At 72.7% G+C, this 21,591-nt stretch carries 14 protein-coding genes and 1 pseudogene; 6 read left to right on the forward strand and 9 right to left on the reverse strand.

All coding sequences use genetic code 11. The features are described from left to right. Positions 1 to 245: 245 nt before the first annotated feature. A pseudogene (locus HQN59_RS26270) lies at positions 246 to 332 on the forward strand (integrase); the annotation flags it as partial. 169 nt (positions 333 to 501) lie between these two features. Here HQN59_RS26270 and HQN59_RS19585 read toward each other — a convergent pair. From HQN59_RS19585 to HQN59_RS19625, 9 genes are all read right to left on the reverse strand, one after another. Further along, the gene (locus HQN59_RS19585) at positions 502 to 3,372 is read right to left on the reverse strand and encodes a protein kinase family protein (protein WP_176070813.1); all 2,871 of its coding nucleotides are present in this window, start codon (positions 3,370 to 3,372) and stop codon (positions 502 to 504) included. After that, a complete protein-coding gene (locus HQN59_RS19590) occupies positions 3,369 to 4,238 on the reverse strand; it encodes a PP2C family protein-serine/threonine phosphatase (RefSeq protein WP_176070814.1) in 870 nt (289 codons plus the stop codon). The genes HQN59_RS19585 and HQN59_RS19590 overlap by 4 nt, the downstream gene beginning before the upstream one ends. After that, positions 4,235 to 5,689, reverse strand: a complete 1,455-nt coding sequence (locus tag HQN59_RS19595) for an FHA domain-containing protein (RefSeq protein WP_246295040.1) — start codon at positions 5,687 to 5,689, stop codon at positions 4,235 to 4,237. The genes HQN59_RS19590 and HQN59_RS19595 overlap by 4 nt, the downstream gene beginning before the upstream one ends. 18 nt (positions 5,690 to 5,707) lie before the next feature. Further along, entirely contained in the window at positions 5,708 to 6,061 is a 354-nt protein-coding gene (locus HQN59_RS19600; protein ID WP_176070815.1) for a hypothetical protein, read from the reverse strand. Further along, on the reverse strand, positions 6,058 to 8,811 hold the full coding sequence (locus HQN59_RS19605) for a hypothetical protein (protein WP_176070816.1): 2,754 nt from the start codon (positions 8,809 to 8,811) through the stop codon (positions 6,058 to 6,060). The genes HQN59_RS19600 and HQN59_RS19605 overlap by 4 nt, the downstream gene beginning before the upstream one ends. Next, positions 8,804 to 11,272, reverse strand: a complete 2,469-nt coding sequence (locus HQN59_RS19610) for an FtsW/RodA/SpoVE family cell cycle protein (RefSeq protein ID WP_176070817.1) — start codon at positions 11,270 to 11,272, stop codon at positions 8,804 to 8,806. The genes HQN59_RS19605 and HQN59_RS19610 overlap by 8 nt, the downstream gene beginning before the upstream one ends. A gap of 25 nt (positions 11,273 to 11,297) precedes the next feature. Beyond that, positions 11,298 to 12,704, reverse strand: coding sequence for a hypothetical protein (locus tag HQN59_RS19615; RefSeq protein ID WP_176070818.1), 1,407 nt, complete (start codon positions 12,702 to 12,704; stop codon positions 11,298 to 11,300). Between the two features lie 537 nt (positions 12,705 to 13,241). Then, on the reverse strand, positions 13,242 to 14,981 hold the full coding sequence (locus HQN59_RS19620; RefSeq protein ID WP_176070819.1) for an amidohydrolase: 1,740 nt from the start codon (positions 14,979 to 14,981) through the stop codon (positions 13,242 to 13,244). A 261-nt stretch (positions 14,982 to 15,242) separates the two neighbouring features. After that, the gene (locus tag HQN59_RS19625) at positions 15,243 to 16,151 is read right to left on the reverse strand and encodes a LysR substrate-binding domain-containing protein (protein ID WP_176070820.1); all 909 of its coding nucleotides are present in this window, start codon (positions 16,149 to 16,151) and stop codon (positions 15,243 to 15,245) included. A gap of 260 nt (positions 16,152 to 16,411) precedes the next feature. Between HQN59_RS19625 and HQN59_RS19630 the strand changes: the two genes are divergently transcribed. The 5 genes from HQN59_RS19630 to HQN59_RS19650 all read left to right on the forward strand — a co-directional run bounded on the left by HQN59_RS19630 (position 16,412) and on the right by HQN59_RS19650 (position 21,585). Beyond that, positions 16,412 to 17,299, forward strand: a complete 888-nt coding sequence (locus HQN59_RS19630; protein ID WP_176070821.1) for a dioxygenase family protein — start codon at positions 16,412 to 16,414, stop codon at positions 17,297 to 17,299. 40 nt (positions 17,300 to 17,339) lie between these two features. Beyond that, positions 17,340 to 18,140 (forward strand): citryl-CoA lyase, encoded by an 801-nt coding sequence (locus HQN59_RS19635; protein ID WP_176070822.1) that lies wholly within the window; start codon positions 17,340 to 17,342, stop codon positions 18,138 to 18,140. A gap of 31 nt (positions 18,141 to 18,171) precedes the next feature. Next, positions 18,172 to 19,326, forward strand: a complete 1,155-nt coding sequence (locus tag HQN59_RS19640) for a CaiB/BaiF CoA transferase family protein (RefSeq protein ID WP_176070823.1) — start codon at positions 18,172 to 18,174, stop codon at positions 19,324 to 19,326. Positions 19,327 to 19,337: 11 nt separating this feature from the next. Continuing rightward, positions 19,338 to 20,300 carry a Bug family tripartite tricarboxylate transporter substrate binding protein gene (locus tag HQN59_RS19645; RefSeq protein WP_176070824.1) on the forward strand — a complete coding sequence of 321 codons (963 nt, stop codon included), beginning with the start codon at positions 19,338 to 19,340 and terminating at the stop codon, positions 20,298 to 20,300. A gap of 79 nt (positions 20,301 to 20,379) precedes the next feature. Further along, on the forward strand, positions 20,380 to 21,585 hold the full coding sequence (locus tag HQN59_RS19650) for an amino acid ABC transporter substrate-binding protein (protein WP_176070825.1): 1,206 nt from the start codon (positions 20,380 to 20,382) through the stop codon (positions 21,583 to 21,585). The last annotated feature ends 6 nt before the right edge of the window (positions 21,586 to 21,591 follow it).

Here is a 21,591-nt window from a genome sequence, read left to right on the forward strand (position 1 = left end):
ACGGGAATGAATCGCTGGAAGGACGCGGGCGGCGGTACGCGTTGCTGAGGCGGATCTTACGCAGACGACGCCCTACACAGTGGCTCGCTGCCGTTGGGTCCGGATGCTCGAGACCTGCGGCGGCGAAGCTGGAACCCTGAGTCGATTGACGTCCCCAGAGCCGTGCCGCGTGGCTGGCCGCTTCCGGCCGACGGTGATCGTCTGCCCTTGTACCGGAGAGCTGACCTTCACCGCTCGGTGCCGGTCTCGGGATCGACAGCAAACTTCGCGGCTGCGACCTCGTCGCCCTGCGGGTCCGTGACGTCTGCGACGGTGATCAGGTCGCGGCCCGCCTTCATACCCGACACGTGAGTCGCGTACCTGTGCGGAAAGAGCCCGCCGCGACTTCCTTGGCCCGCTCCGTCGCCCGGACTCCAGATCCAGCGCACGACTTGCTCGGCTTGCAGTCACCTTCGGGACCACGCCCAGCGCCGCGTTGAGGACGTCGCGAGCGACTGCCCCTCAGCGCGACCGGCTGCTTGCGACCCGGGGCGGCGAGTCTTCGCACGACGGCGCATTGCGCGCACGAGCCGCGCCCTGCGCGCGATCGAGCATGGCGGCGACCGAGGTGCGCAGGCGATCGCCGTAGATCGACCGGGCATGGATCGCGCCGCGGCAATGCCGCTCCAGATCGGGGGTGAGCGCGAGGGTGACGAACCACGCGTTGCGCGCGTCGCGCTCGCGCCCGGTGAGCGCGCTGGCGATCGCGAAGGTCGTCCAGTCCTCCAGGCGCCCGGCTGGGAACCGGGGTTCGCGCAACGTCAGCGCATGCAGGGCGAGCTCGCGGGCCCGCTCCGGGTCGGGCTTCGGCTGCCGCAGCAGCAGGAATGCGGTATTGCCGACGACCTCGGGATCGAGCGGATTGGCACCGAACGCACCGAGCTGCATCCGCAGCGCCTGTTGAGGGTCGCCGTTGCGGTTGAGTGCGAGCCGCGCAGCCTCGTTGAGTGCGCGCGCCTCGCGCGGCGCCCGCTCCAGGCGACCGTCGAGATCATGGGCGCGCGGCAGCGCCCGCGCGGCGGCGCGGATCGCAGCCGTGCCGTCACTGTCGTCGCCGGACTGCCCGGCGACGAACAGCACGCGCAGCACGGCGCGCTCGGCGCGCTGCGCGATGCGCGGAATCTCGCGCGCGAGCAGCTCGTTGCCGCGTGCAGCGAAGTCAGCGGCCGGCGGCGGCGCTGGGGCGGCGCCGCGCGGCGCTGCTTCGGGAACAGGTGCTTCACGCGCTTCCGAGGTGTCGGCTGGCCCGACCTTGGAGCGGCTCGTCACAACGGCTGCTGCCGGCGCTCCGGGTGAGATCGATGCGCTGGAGCCGGGCGTCGCGGCGCTTGGCGCACGCGTCGGCGGCGCGGCGTCGGGCCCCGCCTCGCGACCCAGGCCACGGGCGGGTGCTCCTGCATCGACGTGCCGGCTGGCGTCGGCTGCCGCCGCGTCCGCCGTACGCGGCTCGACGCGGCGGACGTCTGCCGTCTCGAGGTGCGATGGCGTCGACGCTGCCACGCCGATGTGCGATGAGGTCGGCGCTGTCGCGCCGATGTGCGAGGGCGTCGACGCTGCCGCGGTCACCGCACTCGCCGTGGGCACGTTCGTCACTGGCTCGGGCGTTCGGCGCTCCGCTGTGGGCCTCTGGCGCTCCGGTCCGGGGGTTTGGCGCTCCGGGCCCGGCCGGGTGTCCGCCGGCGCGCGGGCGGCGTCGACCCGCTTCGCCGAGACCGACGCGACATTGCGGTCGGCCCCGGGACGCTCGGCCGCGTGCCAGGCGAACCACGCAGCGGCGCTGAGCGGGGAGCCGATCGCCAGGGCAGCGGCGATGCGCCAGGTCCGGGCCCGCCGGCGCTGCTGCTCGCCGCGCGAGCGATCGAGTTCGTCGAGGCGTCCGGCCGCGACGAGCGGGTCGATCGCCATCGGCTGCCGCCATGGCGTGGCAGCCCGATCGTTTTCGTCGGCCGAGGACTCGGCACCCGCCGCCGGGATTGCGTCAGGCGGGTTGCCGCCCGCATCGACCTCTCTTGCTGCCGTTGCAGCGTGCGGCTCGGCATCGGCTGGCGCGCCGCTGCCTCGGTCGCCCGCAGGTTCCGGTTCCGCGCCAGCGGCCCCGCGAGATGATTCCGCACTGCCGCCAGCCGGCAGCGCCGTCGAACCGGCGCTCGCTGCCACCTCCGCGGCGCGGCCGCCAGTCACGATGTCGCCGGCCGCCGGCGCGGCCGGCTCTCTGCGCTCGGACCGTTCCGGCCCGGTCGCGCGCGCTCCATGGCCAGACCATTCAGCTGCAGTGGCAACCGCTTCGCCGTGGTCAGACCATTCAGGGGCAGTCGCCCGCGCTTCGTGGCGCCGCAGCGGCAGCGCGATCCGCGTGATCGGCGTCGGCGCGGTCGCCAGCGGCCCGGCGTCCTCGCGCGTGGCAAGGCTCCAGCCGCGTGGCAGCGACTCCGCGAGGTCCGCGTCGGCCAGCGTCCGCGTCGCCACGGCGATCAGCTCGGCATGGGGACGCTCGGGCTGCCGCGGTGCGTCGTGGACCTCGAGCAGGCGCTGCAGCAGGCCATCGGCGCGCGCCCTCCGGTCCGGGTTCCAGCCCGCGCCGCCGGACGGTGGCAGCAGGCGACGCAGCATCGCCGCCAGGCTGAAGAAGTCGCAGCGCCAGTCGAGCTCGCGCGTCGGCCCCAGGTCACCGGCGCTGCCGGCAGCGAGCGCCTGCAGCAGGCGCGGCGACTGGTACTCGTAATCCACCTGGCGCGCGATCGGCAACGGGCTCGTCAGCGGCTCGCCGGACACCAGCGAGAACGCGAAATCGATCAGCGTCAGCGCGTCGAAGCGGGGTACGAGTACCTGCCCCGGGCGCCGCGGATCGAAGTCGGCCGGGGCGTAGGGGATGCAGACGTTGTCGGCCTTGAGGTCGAGGTGGACCAGGTTCAGCTGGTGGATCGCGTCGAGCGCGACCAGCACGTGGCGCGCGAGCGCCCACCAGTGCGCGCAGTCCTCGAAGACATGCGGGAACGAGCGACCGCCGCGCTCCACCGGCAGCAGCGTGACCCAGTGGTCGACCGTGATGCCGGCGTCGTAGGTCTGCACCAGGGCCGGTCGGTCGGGACCGCCACGGTCGAACTGCACCACCTCCGGTGCCGGAGCGACGCCGTGGCCGACGAGGCGGGCCAGGATGCGCCACTCGCGCTCGGTCCAGGGGCGGAAGTCGCCGTTCGGCGTGGCCAGGAAGCGCTTGGTGTAGCGGCGCCGTTCGCCGGGCGCAGCGGCCTCGCGGAACACTTCGACATGCTCGCCGGTCGCCATCCGCAGGCGCCCGCGTCCGAACACGCGATCGATGTCGGCGGGGTTCATCGGGGGCTCCCGTCGAATCGGTGGCTTGGGGTGCCGGGCGGCGCTGCCGCGCCGAAGCCGCAGCGCCGCACCAGCAGCGCGGTCGCGTCGTCGACGCTGCCGTTGCGGCGCGCCAGGGCCACCAGCGCCTCGCCCTGGCGCGCCAACGGCAGGGGCCGGCTCAGCAGCTGCACCATCGCGGCGGCGCCGACCGACTTGTGAACGCCGTCGCTGCACAGCAGCAGGACGTCGCCGACGTCGAGATCGACGGTCGCGACGCTCGGGCCGTCGGTCGCGCCGTTGCCGACCATCCGCGCCGGATCGTCGGGCGAGCCACCCGCCGGCGGCGCTTCGCCCAGGTGGCGGAAGGTCTCGTCGCGCGTGATCAGATCGAGGCGCGGATGCGCGGCGGCGAGACGATACGCGCGGCAGTCGCCGACCCAGGCGACGAGCCAGCGCGCGCCGAACGCGTCGAGGGGTGCCGCGAGCACCAGCGTCGCCGCACCGGGCCGTGGCGTCACCCGGGCGATCGCGTCGCGGATCGTGTGGTCGGCGGCGAGCACGGCGTCGCGAACCGTGCCCGCGTCGATGGAGCCGGCGTCGAGCGCGCGATGCAGCTCGGCGACGAGGAGGCGACTCGCGGTCCCGGCCATCGCGCCGCCGCCCACCCCGTCGGCGACGACGAAGAGCTGTCCGGCGCCCCCGGGCTCGCTGTGGGCGTCCTCGTTGGCGGCGTGCTGGCTGCCGCAGGTCGACACCACCGCGGCTTCGAGGCGCCGGAACGCCGACGCGTGGACGGCGTGGCTTGCGAGCGCCGCCAGCCCGCCGCCCGGACCCGGCTCGATGGGGGTCGTCAGGCGCCCGCCGGATGGATGCGGCGTCGTCATCGCGGCGACGTGCTCACGGGCTCGCTGCGCATCAGCGTCAGCCAGCAGGGTGGAGCGTCGGTAGGCGCGGCGCCGAGCACCAGGGTGTCGCCGAAGCGCCAGTGGAAGCGCGTGCCGGGCGCATGCTCGACGCCGTCGACCCGGACGCCGTTGTCGCCGTGCACGATGGCCTCGGCGCCGCTGTCGTCGAACGCCACGATGTCGAGGTGATGCCCCGAGACACCCTCGTGGCGGCGGTCGACCACCAGCGTCTGGTTGCGCGAGCGCCCCACCGAGAGCGGCAGCGCGCTCGGCCCGACTTCGAGCGACTGCGTACCGGACGCCTGCAGGGCGGTGAGCTCGTAGCGCGGCTCGACCACGCGCGGCGGCAGCACCTCGGTCATCGGCGTGCGCAGCGACGGCCGCGCGATCGGGGTCAGCGGCGCCGCCGCCCGCGCGGCGACGCGAAGCGCGAGCCTCGGATAGTCGGCCGCGGGACCTTCGGCGCGCGCCGACAGCACGATCCGCGCGCCTTCGGCGAGCTCGACCGGCTGGTTGGCGGTGACCACCCGCGCGCCGGCGTGCGCGCCCGCGGGCTCGACCCGCGTGCCGTTGGTCGAGCCGGCATCCACGACCCACCAGGCGCCGTGCTCCGACCAGACCTCGGCGTGGCGCCGGCTTGTGTAGGTGCCGTCGACGCGCAGGTCGGCAGCGTCGCCCTTGCCAATGACGTAGCGGCGGCCTGGAACCACCGCCTGCAGCGCGATGCGACGCGGCCCGCCGGCGTCCTCGACGTCGAACTCGCAGCGCGGGGCGGCGAGCGGGGTGGCCGGCGTGCCTGCGACCGCCTTGACGGGGCTCGCCGGCGTGCGGGCCGGCTCAGGCTCGATCCATCGTCCGAGCACCGTCACCTCGTAGGGGCGCAGCGCGGCGGTCGGCGTGCTGCGCAAGGCAGCGATCAGCTCGCCGTAGTCGTCGGGGTCGGCGATGGCCTCCATCGCGTCGGCATCGAAGAGCCCCGCGAACTGCGCGAGGTCGATCGCGGCGGCGTTCGGCAGTCCGCCGATCACCTCGCGCGCCAGGTAGCGCTTGATCTGCTCGGGCTTGAACTCGCGCATGAACTGGTGGAGCAGCTGCCGGGCAGCGGGCTCGCCTGCGGCGCGCACCCCGAGCGACGTCAGCATGAAGCGGTCGCGGTCGGCGATGACGACGTGCTGGCGCACCTGGCTCGCCACGAAGTGCTCGAGTTCGTCGCGGAGCGCCGCGATCAGCGAGGCGTAGGCGCCGAGCGCCTCGGCGCCCGCAAGCACCGGCTCGGCGGCCGGCGTTGCCCGGCGGCTGCGCGGGGCCGGCCCCTGCGACAGCTCGTCGAACGAGGTGCTGGCGGTCGGCTCGCGTGGCGGCAGGTCGGGCCTGCCGACCGCTCCCGCGATGCCGTGCAGCCGATCGAGAACCCACGATTTGAGCGACATGGTGTGTGCGTGTCCGGTTCAGTTGCGGTAGGCGACGACCAGTGTGGCCAGGGGGCCTTCGGTGCGCAGCGGGCGCACCCGGGGAGCTGCGGGCAAGCCGTAGGCCGCGAGCCGCTCCAGGAACTCGCCCCAGGCCGGTTGCAGGGCGTCGCCGGCCACGACGCGACGCTGCAGTGCAGGCAGCGACAGGTCGATCTGCAGCGCGATGCGGGCGACGTCGCCGACCATCACGATGGCGCGCCGCAGCGTGTCTTCGAGGTCGGCGAGGCAGGTCTCGATCGAGCCGTCGAAGGTCCAGGTCAGCGGCGCCGGCAGCGGCTCGTCGCCGCGGCCGGGGCGCTGTGTCGAGCGCAATGGTTTCGGGTGGGTCATGGCGCGGTGCGTCCGATCAGCCCGATCTGCCGGGCGACGATCTGCAGCGCGATCTCGGCGGCGGGGTTCGGGCCGTGGTCGCCGGTGCCGTGGACCTGGCCGCTGCGCCGCAGCCAGTTGCGCTCGGTCAGCACGGCGATCGCCTTGGTCCACGGCGCGCCCGGGGCGCCTTGCCGGTAGGCGGCCACGTACCACTTGTAGGGCCGCAGACCGCCGCACGCCGCCGGTCGCGCGGCGCCGGGGCCGTCGGGCACTGCCGCGCAGAGGCGGCCCAGCTCGTCGAGCGTCATGCCGTCGGCGGGGAAGCTCGGCGTTCCGGTCTTGCCGGCGACGCTGTCGAGCGACTGGCAGGCCGGCGCGTCGAGCACCTGCAGGCAGGCGCTGCGCGCGGTGCCGATCCGGTGGCTGTACGAAAGGCCGCTGACGATCACCCGCGCCGCTTCGGCCGACAGCCCGTGCGGCTCGGCCGCGGCGCCGCCCGGCGACGCGGCGACCTTCGCCAACGGCGCGCCGGGCTCGACGTCACGCCCCGGGGCGACGCCGCGCACCGCGTCGACCAGGTGCGGCCGGATCGTCGTCGGCGCGCCGTTCGCCGCGCTCGCCAGCGTCGCCATCATCCCGGCGACGCCGAGCGCGCTGGCGCGGGCGTGGCCCTGGCCCCAGCCTTCGGCAACCACGTCGACGAGCGCACCACCGCGGCATTTCTCCCAATCGTCGTCGCTGCCACGGCGGCCATCGGCCCCGGCGGCGCAGCGCGCGACGCGGCCGCGATCGGGCTCGGGCAGCGCCATCAGGCGCATCGGCGCACCCGGGCGCCCGCCTGCAGGCTCGCTGAGCAGGCGCCCGTAGGCGATCGGGCGCATCAGGGCGCCGGCACCTGCCGCCGCCCCGGGGGCGCTGCCGAACAGCAGGTCGCGGGTGCCGCACACACCCCGCGCGTCGACACAGCCGGCGTTCCAGCCGAACGCGCTCGCCGCCGCCTGAATGTGCGCCGCACGCGCGCAGTTCGACAACCCGCTCTCGAGGCAGAACATGCGATCGAGGAAGCGCGCCGAATCGGAACGCAGCAGCTGGCCGCGCAGGCTGTCGCGCGCCGGGGCGCCGTCGCGCTGCATGGCGGCGGTCTCGACCGCGAGCCAGCGCGCCCCTACGTCGGGGGCGCCGAGGAACGCCGCCGCCATGATCGGCTTGATCGTCGACGCCGGCATCGCGTCGTGGAACAGCGCCGGGTTCAGCAGCCCGTCGGGGGGAGTGCGCGCCGCGTGCGGCACCCGCCCGTCGCAGCCGGGTTCGCGCACGCGGCCCTCGACCTCGGCCTGGGCGCAGGGCGACCGTGCACCGGCGAGCGCCTCGATGCGTCCGCTCGCGACGTCGACGATCGCGATCGCCGCCATGCGCACCATCGCCCCCTCGAGCAGCGCGTCGCCGAGCGGCCGACCGGCGTCCTCGGAACGGCGCAGCCCGAGCGCCTCGCACACGTCGTGACGACCCGTGTAGCAGGCGGCGGTCTGCTGCGCGAGCGCCTGCAGGCGCGGCTCGATCGTGACGTCGATCGAGAACCCGACGTCGACCGGTGCGCCGTCGAGCTGGATGCGGTTGGGGCGGGCGGGCGCGCGCTGCGTCAGGTCGGACGCCCCGCTGGCGGGCGCGTCCCGATCGGTGGCGAGCCGGTAGAGCGGTCCCGACGGCTGACGCAGTGCCTCCAGCGGCTGCAGCATCGCGTCGAGAGACGGCGGCACCGCCCAGCGCGGGTCGCCGGGCGGGGTCGTGGCGTCGGGGGCGCCGGCGATCGGTTGCGGGGCACGCGAGGACTGTTCGGCTGTCGTCGCATCGATCGCCGCCCAGCGCCCCGTCGAGCCGCCGGGTGCATCGAGCGTGGCCGCCGCGAGCCGGAGCCCGCCCGTGCCTTCGCCCGGCAGCGCGCCGGCCGCGGCAAGGGCCGGCATGCCGCAGATCCGCCGCTGCACGCTGCGCACGCCGGCGACGTAGTAGGCCGGAACGCCCGTCGCATCGTGCCGCCCGAAGTAGATGCAGCCGGCGATGCCGCGCCACGGATTGCGCCGCATCAGGTGCTGGGCCCGGACCTGCATCTGTTGCTCGGCACCCCAGGTCGCCAGCGCGCGGGGTCCCTCCCGGCCGCGCCAGGGAAGGCTCTCCAGCATCCGTGCCTCACCGCGTACCAGGCGACCCAGCGCTGCCGCGAGGTCGGCGCAGCCGAGCCGGAAGGGCTGCCCGGGGTAGCTGGCGCTCTGCACCGGAGCGGCGAGTGCGTCGCGCGCGGCGGCGAACCAGCGCGCCGCATCGAGACCGACCGGTCGTGCGGTAGGTGCGCCGGGTCGCGCCACGAGGCGCCGCAGTGCGGCGTCGAGTGCTTGCAGGTGCGCGGCGATGCGGTCGGCCGGCGACGGCGGGCGCGGCACGGGCCGTGCCAGGCCGAGACGCTCGGCCCATGCGCGCCACTCGCCCGCGTTGCGCCACTCGGCGCGGCAGGCGGGCACGCCATCGAGCACGTCGCGCGCGCTCGGCGACGGCGCTGCGCCGGCGGAGCGCGCGACTACCGCCACCTCGAAGGTCTTCAGCGCGGCGAGCTGGCGCACGCTGACGTGGCCGTCGGCGATGGCCGTCCCGGCGTCGGGATCGGCCGGCTTGAACAGGCTGACGCCGAGCACGATCGCGAACATCACCGGCACCACCGCCACGCTGGCGCCGATCGCGAAGTCGAGCAGCGTCGCACCGCGCGGCTCACCCATCGCGCGCTCCCGGCAGGTCGAGGTTCAGGCAGAGCGCGAGGAACGCGAGGTTGACGCTCAGCGAGGTCATCCCGAAGCTGACGAACGGGAAGGTCACGCCGGTCAGCGGCAGCACCGCGACGTTGCCGGCCACGGTCACCGCGAGCTGGCACGAGGTCAGCACGACCCAGGTGAGGGCGACCCAGCTGAGCAGCGCCTGCCCGTCGCTGGCGATCGCGGCCCGTGTCGCGACGAGGCGCGGTTCACCCCGCGTCACCCGGCCGTGGTGGCGGATCAGCCGGTGCAGCCAGAGCGCACAGCCGAGCGCGGCCAGCCACGCGGAGGTGCTGCCGAACAGGCCGGCGATCGCGGTGAACGTGTAGTCGCTGTGGATCTGCGCGGGCACGCCGCTGCACGCCAGCGCCGGCGCGTACCCGCACCACGGCGTGCTGCCGACGCCGAAGCCCCCGGGCGGTGCGGCCTGCTGGAACCAGGTGACGAGGGCCAGCTGGTCGTTGTTCGACGCGAACGGAGCGGCGACGCTTTCGAGCCGCCCGGCGGCGACGCCGTCGAGCGATCCGGCGGCGAACAGGGCCTCGGTGAGCAGGCCGATCCAGCCGGCGAACAGCAGCACCGCGAGGCCGAGCGCCGGCGCCAGCCGGGCGCCGCGGCGCTGCCACCACATCGCGATCGATGCGGCGAGGAAGGCGCCGCCGGCGTAGCCGGCGATCAGCAGGGGGCCCATGTCGCGCGTCAGCAGCATCGCCGCGAGCAGGACGGCCACCACGAACAGCAGCGGCCGCAGGTAGCGGACGAAGGAGCCGCCGAACCGGCCGTGCGCCAGCCGTTCGGCCAGCGGGCTGCCGCGCAGGAAGAAGAACCACGCGGCCCCCACGATCAGCCAGATGCGACCGAGCTCGGACGTGAGCTGGCGCTGGTGCGCGAGGCCGAGGGCGAACGCCAGCAGCGCGGCCCCGGTGAGCAGGCCCAGCACGAGCCCGGCGCCGGCGCGGCCGACGCGGCGCGCCACGCGGAACGAGAGTTCGCCCGCCCACGAGAGCAGCGCGCCGAGCGCGCGCGCGACACCGCGCCGGGCGAACAGCAGCACCGAGAACAGCGTCATGCCGAACCAGAGATGCCCCTGGTGGTAGAGCGCCAGATAGCGGTTGGCGGGGTGGCCGTTGGCCGAGAGGTCGAGCAGCACCAGCCAGCCGACGCCCGTGGCGACGACGAGGCCGGCGTAGCCGATGCGGGTGCTCATGGTCTGCGCAGGAACGGCGAGCCGGTCGGGCGCGAGGCCTCGGCGCCCCATCGCCACCAGCATGCCGAGCGCGGCCACGCCGAGCAGCCCGAGCGCCCAGGTCGCCGGCGCGCTGTCGAAGGCGTGCTCCAGCCGAGCCGGCTCGTAGGCGCGCTCGGCTGCGAAGGGCCACGGTACCCGTGCCGCCCAGGCACCGATCGTCCACAGCGCGAGCGCTGCACTGGCGCCGAGCAGCGGCGCGATCCGGCGCCGGCTGGCGACGACCGCGGCGTAGCCGAGCGCCATGGCGCCCGCCCACTGCGCACCAGCCGACTCGAGCAGGTCGCGCATCGCGGCGTTCTTGCGCGCGCGCGGCAGCGACTGGCGGGCGCTGTCCATCAGGCTCGCGGCGGCGCCGAGCGTCGTGGCGGGCGCTTCGCTGCAGTCTTCCGCCGCGCGGTTTGCGTCGGCCGGTGCCGCGGTTGGTCGTGGCGTCGGCCGCGCCAGCAGCGACGCGTCGGCCGCCACCGCGGCCGCGGCGTGGCCATCGAGCGCCCCCGCGAGCAGCAGCAGAGCGTCGGCCCGAGCGGACGCCGGCGCGTGCTGCGCCGGCGCCGGGCCCACCGCTGTGGCGCGCGCTGCAGCGTCGTGCCGCCCCGATGAAACCGCAGAGGCGCCGAGCACCGACTCGGCCCAGGCTGCGGCGCAGCGCACCGGCCGCGGCAGGTCGCCTCCAGCCAGCGCATAGCGCGCCCGGTAGGGCTCCAGCGCGGCCTCAATGGCGGCGCGGGCGCTGCTGCTGCCGCGCCAGTCGCCGTCGTCCTGTTGCCGCAAGCCGAGAACAACCAGCTCCGCGTCGGCGCGGCGCAGCGGCGCTGCGAAGGCGCGTGCGACCTGGCCCAGGGCCGCAGCCATCGCCGGGGGCAGCGAGGCAGGCGCTGCGGTCGAGTCGGCCGCTGCGCCACGTGGGCAAAGGCGCTCGTGCAGCAGCGGCTCGGCAAGCGCTCCGTGCGCGGCACAGACGGCAGGCAGCAGCGGCGCCGGCAGGCCGTCGACCGCCATGTCGTTGTCGAGAAAGCGGCCATCGCGCCCCGCGCCGAGCGCCGCAAGTTCGCCGAAGCGCGGCAGCAGCAGTGCCAACGCAGCGAGCACGAGCGCGAGCTCCATCAAGCCCGGCAGCACGCGGCGCAGCGAGGCGCCGGCAGCGCGCGGCAAGGCGTCGCCGGCACGGGCAACGTTCATCATGGGCTGCGGGTGAGCGCCTCGCTCAGAACGCAGCCAGCGTGCGCGGTCGTGGCGCCGGCAATCGCTCGAGCAGGCGCACCGACTGCCCCACGCCGAACGGAGGGGCCTCGTCGAAGCGCATCAGGCGGCGGGTACCGTCGGGCAGCCGGAACACGACGTCGTAGGCGACGCCCGGCGCTGCGTCGACGAGTTCGGGCTCGCTCGGCACGGGGCGGCCGGTCAGCCGGCCAAACATCTCGCGATGGTGCTGCATGCGGCGCTCGAGAAAGCCGCGCAACCCGCCCGGCCGCGGGTCGGCTGCCGAGCGGACGACGCGGATCGACTCGACCACGGCGCAGTCCATACAGAGGGGCGCGCGGCGAACGGGTTCTGCATCGTCGCAGTCGGCGCAGCGGTCGCGCGGCGGCACCGCTGCACTCCGGCGCGCGGCGTACGCAGGCGGCTGTGCGTCGACGTCGGGTACCGCGGGCGGCAGGTCGATGCGCTCGGGCGCACGCGCCACCGGCGCGCCGGCGCTGCGCGGACCCGCGTCGTCCCATGCGCCGACCGGGCGTGCCACACCGGCGGCGTCGGCACGCGAAATCCGGGTGTCGTCGGTGATGCTCGGGCCGTCGCGGCGCACCGCGGATGCCGCGGCTATCCCCGTGGACTCGCGCGGCGTCTCGGCTCGGGCGGATGGCGTCGGTGGCGCCGGAGGTGCGCCTGCACTTGGGGCCGTGCCGGTGGGCAGCTTCGCGCCGGCGTGCAGTGCAGCGCGCGGCGCGTGATCGGCGCCGCGCGGGGGCGATGCCACCGCAGCCGCCGCAGCGGCGGTGCGCTCCTGCCCCGGCGGCAGGGCCGAAGATCCAGGCCCCGGTGCCGCTGCCGGCGCCGTGCTCGTGGCGGGCACGGGCGGACGGGCCGCGAGCTGCCGTTCGTCGTCGATTGCCGGCGCGGCCGGCGTGGTGCGTGCGGGATCGGCGCGACGCAGTGCCGGCGGCGGCTTCGCCGCCGTCTCGGTCTTGCGTGCGCCCTTCGCCGCGGCTGCGCGCGGCGCCGCGGCGGTGGCCCCGGCCGCCGCGACACGCACGGACGCGGGGACCGCTGGCTTCGCGCCGGCCGCCGGACGGGGCGCGCCGAGCTGCAGTGGCTCTGCGAGTGCGATCCGGGCCACCTCGCTGCCGCGCCGAAGCGTCGCGACCACCGGGCTGCTCGGCCGGATGCGGTCGGCATGCCCGACGGTGTAGGTCCCTTCGTAGATCCCGGGCTGGACCTCGCGCAGCGCGAGCGGCCGGGCGGCGCCCTCGATCTGCAGCTGTGCGCTGGCGCCGGGCGCGCCGAAGACGCTGAAGTTCAGCGCGGCGCCGGGGGTCAGCCGCCCAACCTGCTCGACATCGGCGGCCTCGATGCGCAGCGGAGCCGCTCGCGTCTTCACGGCGGGTGCTGCCACGGCGCACGTCGTGACCGACAGCGCGAGCAGGCCAGCGATGCCAAGGTCCCGCAGCACATCCATGTTTTCCCCCGCACAAACCGGCCGAACCACGGGGCTGACGTGCGGCCCCGGCGCCGCCCGACAGCGGGCGAGCCCACGAGGGTAGGGCAGGGTGTCGTCGCGGGCGACGGGCTTTTCAATCGATTGCGCCTGCTTCACAAAAGGCGACATTCGAGTGGCGCGCTCGCGGCGTCGGCGATGCCGGCGTCGCGACCGGCGCCAGGCCGGAGCAGGCGGCGCGCCGATCCGAAGGGCAAGCCGCGACCCGGAATCGAGGTCGCGGACAAGCGTGCACGGCGCGACGCGTTAACGACCCGTGCGAGCCAACGTGCCGTCCGCCTCGACCACCGAGTCATCGGAGCTTCTGCCCCCGGGGCAAAGGGGTCGACCCCGCGCGCCCGCGCAGGGTTTCGCGTGGTGCCGCGCGCGCGGAGTCATTCCGCCGAGCTTGGATCGCGGCAGACCCGAAGCCCGGAACAAGATGAGAGCCGGTGCCTAGGCCAGCACCCCTGTCGTGTAGGCGACCTTGCCCCCGACCACCGTGAGGACGGGGTTGGTCCTCCTCATGTCGGCATCGCTGACGGTGAAGTAGTCGCGGTCGAGCACGACGAAGTCGCCGAGCTTGCCGACCTCGATCGAACCGAGATCGTTCTCGCGCTTGAGGAACCAGGCGTTGTCGCGGGTGTACGCCTTCAGCGCCTGCACGCGCGTGATCTGCTGGCCCGGGTTGATCTGCTGCCCCGACACGTTGAGCCCGGTGGTCGCGTAGTGGAGCGCGAACCACGGGTTGAGCGGCGCGATGTGCACGCCGTCCTCGTGCAGCCCCGCGTGGATGCCGCTCGCGACGATGTCGGCGAACGGAGGGCCGATCGGCGCGCCGTCGGCGCGCGGCACGCTGCCGAGCCACTTGAAGCCCGACATCGAGACCCTGCAGTTGAGTGCCTTCAGCCGCACGAGCTGCGCCGGCGTCACCTGCTCGACGTGGTGCAGTCCCCAGCGCAGGTCCTTGATGCCGAACTCGGCGTCCATCGCCTCGTAGGTCGCGATCACCTGCTCGATGCCCGGGTTGTTGGCCTGCGCGTTCTCGTTGCTCCAGCGCGCGCGGGCGATCAGGCGCTGCGATTCGTACCAGACCGCGTAGCCGTTGGCGTTGGTCGGCAGCGCGAACGGCGCGCCCCATTCGCCGATCGCGCCGGTGCGCACCATGTCGTCGCCGAAGAAGGGCTGGCTGTTGCGCAGGCGCTCGCGCAGCTCCGGCAACTGCTTGCTCAGGTCCCCGAGCTCGGGGATGAAGCCCTGGTTGTGCAGGAAGTTCATCTGCAGACGCACGAAGACGCGCTTTTCCTGATGCAGCGCGAGCAGCGCGTCGTACATGCGGAAGTGGTTCAGGTTGAACAGCGCATCGGTCGGCTGCGGCTCGAGCGACGCCGGGTCGAGCGTGCCGGTGGTCTTGGCCGGCAGCACCTGGTCGAGGTTGGCCGTGATGCCGCGCGACGCCGCGTAGGTCATCGCATCGATCGCGCTGCGCTTCTTGTCGTCGAAGGTCTGGCGGATGCGCAGGTGGTAGAGCGCGCGGTTGGCCATGTTCGGATTGCCGCCGGCCACCGTGCCGTCGGCGCCGACCGTCACCGGACCGGCGAGCGGCCCGGTCGCGGTCCCGAAGAACTGCTTGCCGAGCGTGTTGGTGCGCGCCGGGCCGCCGCCGCCCTGATACAGGAACACCGGACGGTCCGGCACCACGCTGTCGATCTCGGCCAGCGTCGGCAGGCGCCGCTCGGCGAACATGCCGGGCGTTCCGCCGCCCATCGCGGTGATGAACTGGCCCTCGGGCACGCCGCGCTGGCGGCGTACACGCAGCGCCTCGAGCACCCCGGCAACGTCGTTGGCGAGCTCCCACTCGGCGACGTGATAGCCGGGCCGGTTGGCGAGGCTCACGAAGTGCGTGTGGCTTTCGACGAGGCCCGGGATCACCGTCCGCCCGCCCAGGTCGATGACCTTGGCCCGGCTGCGATCGATGTCGCCCACGGCCACGAAGCGACCCTCGTGGATGCCGATCGACGCGATGACGCTGTTCTGGTCGTCCATCGTGTGGATCCGGCCGTTGACCAGCAGCAGGTCGGGCCCGGTGCCCTCGTCGGAATCGTCGTGGTCGCCACCCCCGCAACTCGCGAGGTTCAATGTCGAGACGGCGGCCGCGCCGGCGGCAGCCGCGCGGATGAAGATGCGTCGGTCCATGGAATGTCTCCTCCCCTTGTTGGAATCGAGTCGCTCGCCTGCCGCGGAGAGCGACCCGGGCAGTGGCGCCGAACCAGACTAGCAGCGGGCAGGAGCGCACTCCAACGAAGAATTTCGATCGAAACGATTCACCGCGTCGATGACGAGACGTGTCGCCGCGGCTGGCGAGCGCGGTTCACGAGTCGCGCGTCGACCCGACTGGCGATCTCGCATCTTCACGGGAATGCCGCACGCGAACGCTGCGGCGCCATCTGCCGCAGATCAGGCCGGACCGGCCTGGCGAAGACTGTTGCCGAGCGCGGTCTTGCGCACGATGACCGCGAACGACTGGACCGCAGCGGCCTTTTCGCCCTCGGTGCGCCACAGGATGCCGGGCGTGCGGATCGGCGTCGGACTCTCGATCGGGATCATCCGCAGCCCGGTCATCTCCGGCGGCACGGCATTGATGGCAGCGATGGCCGCGATCTGCATGCGCAGCACCAGTCCCAGCATCGGGGCGATGGTCGACATCTCGGCGACCACCACCGGCTCGGCGCCGCTCGCCTTGAAGCAGTCGTCGAGCAGGGTGCGCGTGGCGAAGTACTCGGGAAGCAGCACCAGGCGTTGCTGGTGCAGCTCGACCATGCGGATGCGGCGTCGGCCGGCGAGCGGGTGCGACGCCGACACCACCAGCACCATTTCCTCGTTGTAGAGCGGCTCGAACCAGAGCGGCGTCGGACCGATCGGGCGATACGAGATGCCGAGGTCGAGCTCGCCGGCATGCAGCTTGGCCGCGATCTGATCGGCGGCGAGTTCCTCGACGCGCACCTGCACGGTCGGGTGCTTGGCCAGGAAGTGCGCGACGCACTCGGGAATCAGCCCGATGTTGAAGGTGTGGGTGGCGCCGATCCTGACCTTGCCGGTGAGACCGCTGCCGGTCGGCTTCAGCATCGCGATGCCGTAGTCGACTTCCTTCAATGCCCGCGTCGCGAAGGCGAGGAACAGTTCGCCGGCCTCGGTGGTGACCACCTTCTTGCCAATCCGATCGAACAGTTGCTGGCCGAGCTCGTCCTCGAGCTGTCGGATCTGGTGCGACAGCGTCGACTGCGTGACGTGCACGCGGCTCGCGGCCTTCGTGAAGCTCAACGAGTCCGCGAGCGCCTTGAAGTAGCGCAGGTGTCTCAGCTCCAACGCACACGACCCATGGAAACCCCGACGCCGAATCGATGCCATCGATCATAACAATGGCAATTGGTCATTTCCGCAATGAGTCGGCTTCGCGTAACGTTGCGTCCGCGTCGGCGCTATGCCCGGTGAATTCGCGTGTGGCGGGCGGCAGATGGCGTCGCCGCCGAATGGCAGGGGAAACCCTTCCATCGCTGCCGTCCATCGTTCGTTGTGCCGCCGGCCGCCACGCGAGCCGTGTCCGCCAGGGCACTCCGAGGAACCCCATGTCCGAATACAACCAGGAAAAGCTCACGCAGGACGTGCTCGCGGCATTCGCAGGAACGCCCGAGCCGCGTCTGCGCGAGCTGATGACCGGCCTCGTCAAGCACATCCACGCGTACGCCCGAGAGGTCGACCTGACGCCCGAGGAGTGGCTCGCCGGCATCAAGTTCCTCGAGGCGGTCGGGCACATCTCGACCGAGCGGCGTCCCGAGTTCATCCTGCTGTCCGACACCCTCGGACTCTCGATGATGGTGGTCTCGCTGGCGCAGGCGCGCGCGGGCGGCACCGCCAAGGGCGCGACCGAGGCGACCGAAGCGACGGTCGAAGGCCCGTTCTACTGGCCCGGCGCACCCGAGATGCCGCTCGGCGGCGACATCGGCGAAGGCGTGCCGGGCGAGCCGACGTTCTACATGGGCCGCGTCACCGACACCGAAGGCCAGCCGCTCGCCGGCGCGCTGCTCGACGTCTGGTCGGGCGACGGGCACGGCAAGTACGACGTGCAACTCGCGGCCGAGCCGGTGATGAAGGCGCGCGGGCGCTTCCGCACCGACGCCGAAGGGCGCTACTGGTTCTGGTCGATCCGCCCGGCCTACTACCCGATTCCCGACGACGGTCCGGTCGGCGACATGATGCGGGCGACCAACCGCAGCATCTATCGCCCCGGCCACATCCACATGCAGGTCTCGGCGCCAGGGCACGTGACGCTGACGACGCACATCTTCGTCGCCGGCAGCGAGTACATCGACCAGGACGCGGTGTTCGGCAAGCGCGACAGCCTGGTGGTCGACTTCGACCGCCACCCGCCGGGCAAGGCGGTCGACGGCCGCGAGATGAAGGTGCCGTACTACTCGGCGAGCTACGACTTCCGGCTTGCGCCGGCGCGTGCCTGAGCCGCATGCCATTCCCCCAACACTTCGCTCGCGCCTACTCATGAAGATCGGCAAGGTCACCGTTCCGCGCACCGCGATCTCGACGTCGGATGAACACACCATCGTCGTGCGTGGCCGCGATCTCTCGAAAGAGCTGATCGGCAAGATCGGCTTCGTCGACCACTTCTTCCTGCTGCTGACCGGCGCGTTGCCGAGCGAAGGGCAGGCCCGGGTGCTGAACGCCACGCTGGTCGCGATCGCCGAGCATGGTCTGGTGCCGAGCAACCAGGCCGCGCGCATGACCTTCGCCGCGGCACCCGACGCGATGCAGGGTGCGGTCGCGGCCGGCATCCTGGGCTGCGGCTCGGTGATCCTCGGCGCGTCGGAGACGGCGGGCCGTCTCTACAGCGAGATCGACACGCGCATCGCCGGGGGCGAGCCGATCGAGGCCGCCTCGCTGGCGGTGATGCAGGACTGGCGTGCAGTCGGCAAGTCGATCCCCGGCTACGGCCACCCGTTGCACAAGGAGCGCGACGCGCGCGTCGATGCGCTGTTCGACGTCGCGCGCGCGGCCGGCACGGATCTGCGCTTCGTCAAGATCGCCGAAGCGGTCGAGGCGCTGATCCCGCAGGTGATCGGCAAGACGCTCAAGCTCAACGTGTCGGGCGCGATCCCGTCGGTGCTGCTCGGCGCGGGCTTTCCGGTGGCCGCGCTGAAGGGCGTGCCGATCCTCGCGCGCACCGCGAGCCTCATCGCCCATCTGTACGAGGAGATGACGCAGCCGATCGGCTTCGCGCTGTCGTACCAGGCGACGCGCGAGATGGTCTACGACGGCGAACTGCCGGAAGGGTTCGGCGCGTGACGCGCGTTCGCAGTCGCACCGGGGTGCAGCGATGAGCAAGGTGCTGCAGGGCATCAAGGTGATCGAGCAGGGCACCTTCATCACCGGCCCGGCCTGCGGCATGCTGCTCGGCGATCTCGGCGCCGACGTCATCAAGGTCGAGGCACCCAAGACCGGCGATCCGTTCCGCGCGTTCAAGAACGGCCTCTACAGCCCGCACTACCAGACCTACAACCGCAACAAGCGGAGCATCACCCTCGACACCCGGAGCGCCGACGACCGCGAGGTGTTCGATGCGCTGATCGCCGATGCCGACGTCTACGTCCAGAACTTCCGCCCCGGCGTCGCCGAGCGGCTCGGCGCCGGCGAGCAGCGCCTGCGCGCGCTCAACCCGAAGCTCGTCTATTGCGCGATCAGCGGCTTCGGCGCCACCGGCCCGGCCGCCAATCGCCCGGCCTACGACACCGTCGCGCAGGCTGCGAGCGGCTTTCTCAACCTGCTCGTCAACCCCGAGAACCCGCGCGTCGTCGGGCCGGCGATCGCCGACTCGCTGACCGGCTTCTACGCCGCCTACGGCGTGATGGGCGCATTGATCGAACGCGGCCGCACCGGCGTCGGCCGCACCGTCGAGGTCTCGATGCTTGAGGCGATGACGCACTTCAACCTCGATGCGTTCACCCACTTCTTCCAGGTCGACGAGGTGATGGGCCCATACAGCCGGCCGAGCGTCTCGCAGTCGTACGTGCTCGAATGCGCCGACGGCAAGTGGATCGCGCTGCACATGTCGTCGCCCGAGAAGTTCTGGCAGGGGCTCGCCAACGCCATCGAGCAGCCGAACCTTTTCAGCGATGCGCGCTTCGCCACGCGCGAGGCGCGCATCGCGAACCAGGAGGCGCTGATCGACCTGCTCGGCGACGTGTTCAAGCGCCGCACCCGCGACGAGTGGTGCGCGCGCCTGCAGGCCGAGGACGTTCCGAACGCGCCGATGTACGACACCAGCGAGGCGCTGCTCGACCCGCAGGCCGTGCACCTGCAGCTGACCACGCAGGCGGTGCACCCGACGATGGGCCTCTTCCGCACGGTGCGCTCGCCGGTCTCGTTCGACGGCGAGCGCGCGCTCGACGTGCGGCCGCCGCCGACGCTCGGCGAGCACAACGACGAGATTCGCGCGGCGCTGAAGAAGAAGCCCGACGCGGCGGCGCCCTGAGCCTGAAAGCCATGCAACGACGTCATCTCCTCTCCGGGTTCGCCGGTGCCATCGTCCTCGCGCACGGCGCTCGCGCGCTCGCGCAGGACGCCACCCTGAAAATGGTCGTACCGTTCGGTCCGGGAACCACCACCGACACGATCGGGCGCATCGTCGCCGACGCGCTCGGCAGGAACCTCGGCCAGACCGTCATCGTCGACAACCGCGCCGGCGCGGGAGGCTCGACCGGCTCGGACCAGGTCGCCAAGTCGGCGCCCGACGGTCGCACGCTGGTGATGGGGACGGTGGGCACCCACGCGATCAACCAGGCGCTGTTCCGCAAGCTGCCCTACGACACGCTGCGCGATTTCGCGCCGATCGCCTTCGTCGGCTACACGCCGACCCTGCTGGTGGTCGCCGCCAATTCACCCGCGAAGTCGTTGAAGGACCTCGCCGCGCTCGCGGCGCGCCCCGAAGGCCTGACCTTCGGCTCGGCCGGCAACGGCACCTCGGGCCATCTGGCCGGCGAGCTGCTCGCGCAGCGCCTCGGCGGCCGCATGATCCACGTGCCCTACAAGGAAGGCGCGGTCGCTCTGACCAGCGTGATGTCGTCGCAGGTCGACTTCATGTTCTATCACCCGGCTGCGGTGATGCCGCAGATCAAGGCCGGCAAGCTGCGCGCGCTCGCCTGCAGCGGGTCGGTGCGCAGCACTGCCGCGCCCGACGTGCCGACGCTGATGGAGCAGGGCATCGCCGACTTCGATCTGGTCGCGTGGTTCATGCTCTACGCGCCGGCCGCGACGCCGCCCGCCACGCTCGCGCGCCTGCGCAGCGCCACCGCGGCCGCGCTCGCGCAGCCCGAGCTCGTGACCCGCCTTCGCGACCAGGGCGTCGAGCAACGCGCGATGAAGCCCGAGGAGCTGGTGCCGTTCAACAAGGCCGAGCTCGTCAAGTGGGCCGAACTCGTCAAGCGCTCGGGCGCGCAGGTCGACTAGGGGCTTCGACGCGAGGGAAGCGACGCGACTGGGGGGCCAGCGCCCCCATCCAGAACTCGGCAACAGGGAGACAACGCACATGAACGGTACCCTCATCACCCGCCGCACGCTCGTCGCGGCCGCGCTGCTCGGCGCGAGCGGCATGGCGCTCGCGCAGGCGCCCACAGGCCAGCCGATCCGGGTCGGCGGCACGCTCGCGCTGACCGGTCCGCTCTCGGCCACCGCGCAGATCCACAAGCTCGCCGGCGACATCTACATCGAGCAGGTCAACAAGCGTGGCGGCTGGCTCGGGCGGCCGGTCGAGTGGATCGTCAAGGACGACCAGTCGAAGGCCGACCTCGCGCGCACGCTGTACGAGCAGCTCGTGACCGCCGACAAGGTCGACCTGCTGATGGGCCCGTACGCGACCGGCGCGATCCTCTCGGCGATCGGCGTCGCCCAGCGCTACAACAAGGTGCTGGTCCAGCACACGCTCGGCATCCCGTCGCTCGCCAAGTACGACATGACGTTCCCGGCGTGGTCGATCGGCTCGGAGCCGCAGACCACGGTCCCGAACACCGTGTTCGACGCCCTCGCCGCCGGACCGAAGCCGCCGAAGACGGTGGCGGTCGTCACCAGCAAGTTCCCGTCGATCCAGTTCATGTCGGCCGGCGCGCGCGAGGTGCTGAAGAAGCGCGGCCTCACCGAGGTGCTGTTCCTCGAGTGGGACTTCGGCAACCGCGACTTCGGGCCGATCGCCAACCGCGTGAAGGACGCCAAGCCCGACTTCGTCTGGGTCGGCGCCATCGGCCTCGAGGGCAACCTGCTGCTCGACGCGATGAAGAAGATCGACTACGTGCCGCCGCAGCACTTCTACATGTACCCGGCTCCCGGCCCGCTGGTCTCGCTGCCCGAAGCCAAGAACGCGCTCTCGGTGACGATCTTCGAGGACCAGCCGCCGTTCACGTCGAACACCGGCGCGGCCGAGTTCGTGAAGCTGTTCCGCGAGCGTGCGACCAAGGCGGGCCTCGCCGACCCGTCGGTCGAGACGCAGGCGGCGGCCTCGTACACCGCGTGGCAGATCCTCGAGGCGGGCGTCGTCGGCACCAAGAGCCTCGACGACAAGGCGATCGCCGCGTTCCTGAAGGCCAATCGGGTCGACACACTGCAGGGCAAGCTGCGCTTCAACGGCGTCGGCAACTTTGGCGACGACCTGATGCGCGTCAAGCAGATCCAGAACGGCAAGTGGGTGGTGGTCTGGCCGAAGGAAGTCACCACCGGCGGCGCCAGGCTGCAGGCGAACTGACGGCCG

The sequence above is a fragment of the Rhizobacter koreensis genome (genome assembly GCF_013366375.1).
Lineage (GTDB): Bacteria > Pseudomonadota > Gammaproteobacteria > Burkholderiales > Burkholderiaceae_C > Schlegelella_A > Schlegelella_A koreensis.

Coding starts and splice junctions, on each gene's coding strand:
- HQN59_RS19650 (WP_176070825.1), top strand. CDS start 20,380: ATGAACGGTACCCTCATCACCCGCCGCACGCTCGTCGCGGCCGCGCTG.
- HQN59_RS19600 (WP_176070815.1), bottom strand. CDS start 6,061: ATGACCCACCCGAAACCATTGCGCTCGACACAGCGCCCCGGCCGCGGC.
- HQN59_RS19585 (WP_176070813.1), bottom strand. CDS start 3,372: ATGAACCCCGCCGACATCGATCGCGTGTTCGGACGCGGGCGCCTGCGG.
- HQN59_RS19640 (WP_176070823.1), top strand. CDS start 18,172: ATGAGCAAGGTGCTGCAGGGCATCAAGGTGATCGAGCAGGGCACCTTC.
- HQN59_RS19645 (WP_176070824.1), top strand. CDS start 19,338: ATGCAACGACGTCATCTCCTCTCCGGGTTCGCCGGTGCCATCGTCCTC.
- HQN59_RS19630 (WP_176070821.1), top strand. CDS start 16,412: ATGTCCGAATACAACCAGGAAAAGCTCACGCAGGACGTGCTCGCGGCA.
- HQN59_RS19595 (WP_246295040.1), bottom strand. CDS start 5,689: ATGTCGCTCAAATCGTGGGTTCTCGATCGGCTGCACGGCATCGCGGGA.
- HQN59_RS19610 (WP_176070817.1), bottom strand. CDS start 11,272: ATGAACGTTGCCCGTGCCGGCGACGCCTTGCCGCGCGCTGCCGGCGCC.
- HQN59_RS19620 (WP_176070819.1), bottom strand. CDS start 14,981: ATGGACCGACGCATCTTCATCCGCGCGGCTGCCGCCGGCGCGGCCGCC.
- HQN59_RS19590 (WP_176070814.1), bottom strand. CDS start 4,238: ATGACGACGCCGCATCCATCCGGCGGGCGCCTGACGACCCCCATCGAG.
- HQN59_RS19635 (WP_176070822.1), top strand. CDS start 17,340: ATGAAGATCGGCAAGGTCACCGTTCCGCGCACCGCGATCTCGACGTCG.
- HQN59_RS19605 (WP_176070816.1), bottom strand. CDS start 8,811: ATGGGTGAGCCGCGCGGTGCGACGCTGCTCGACTTCGCGATCGGCGCC.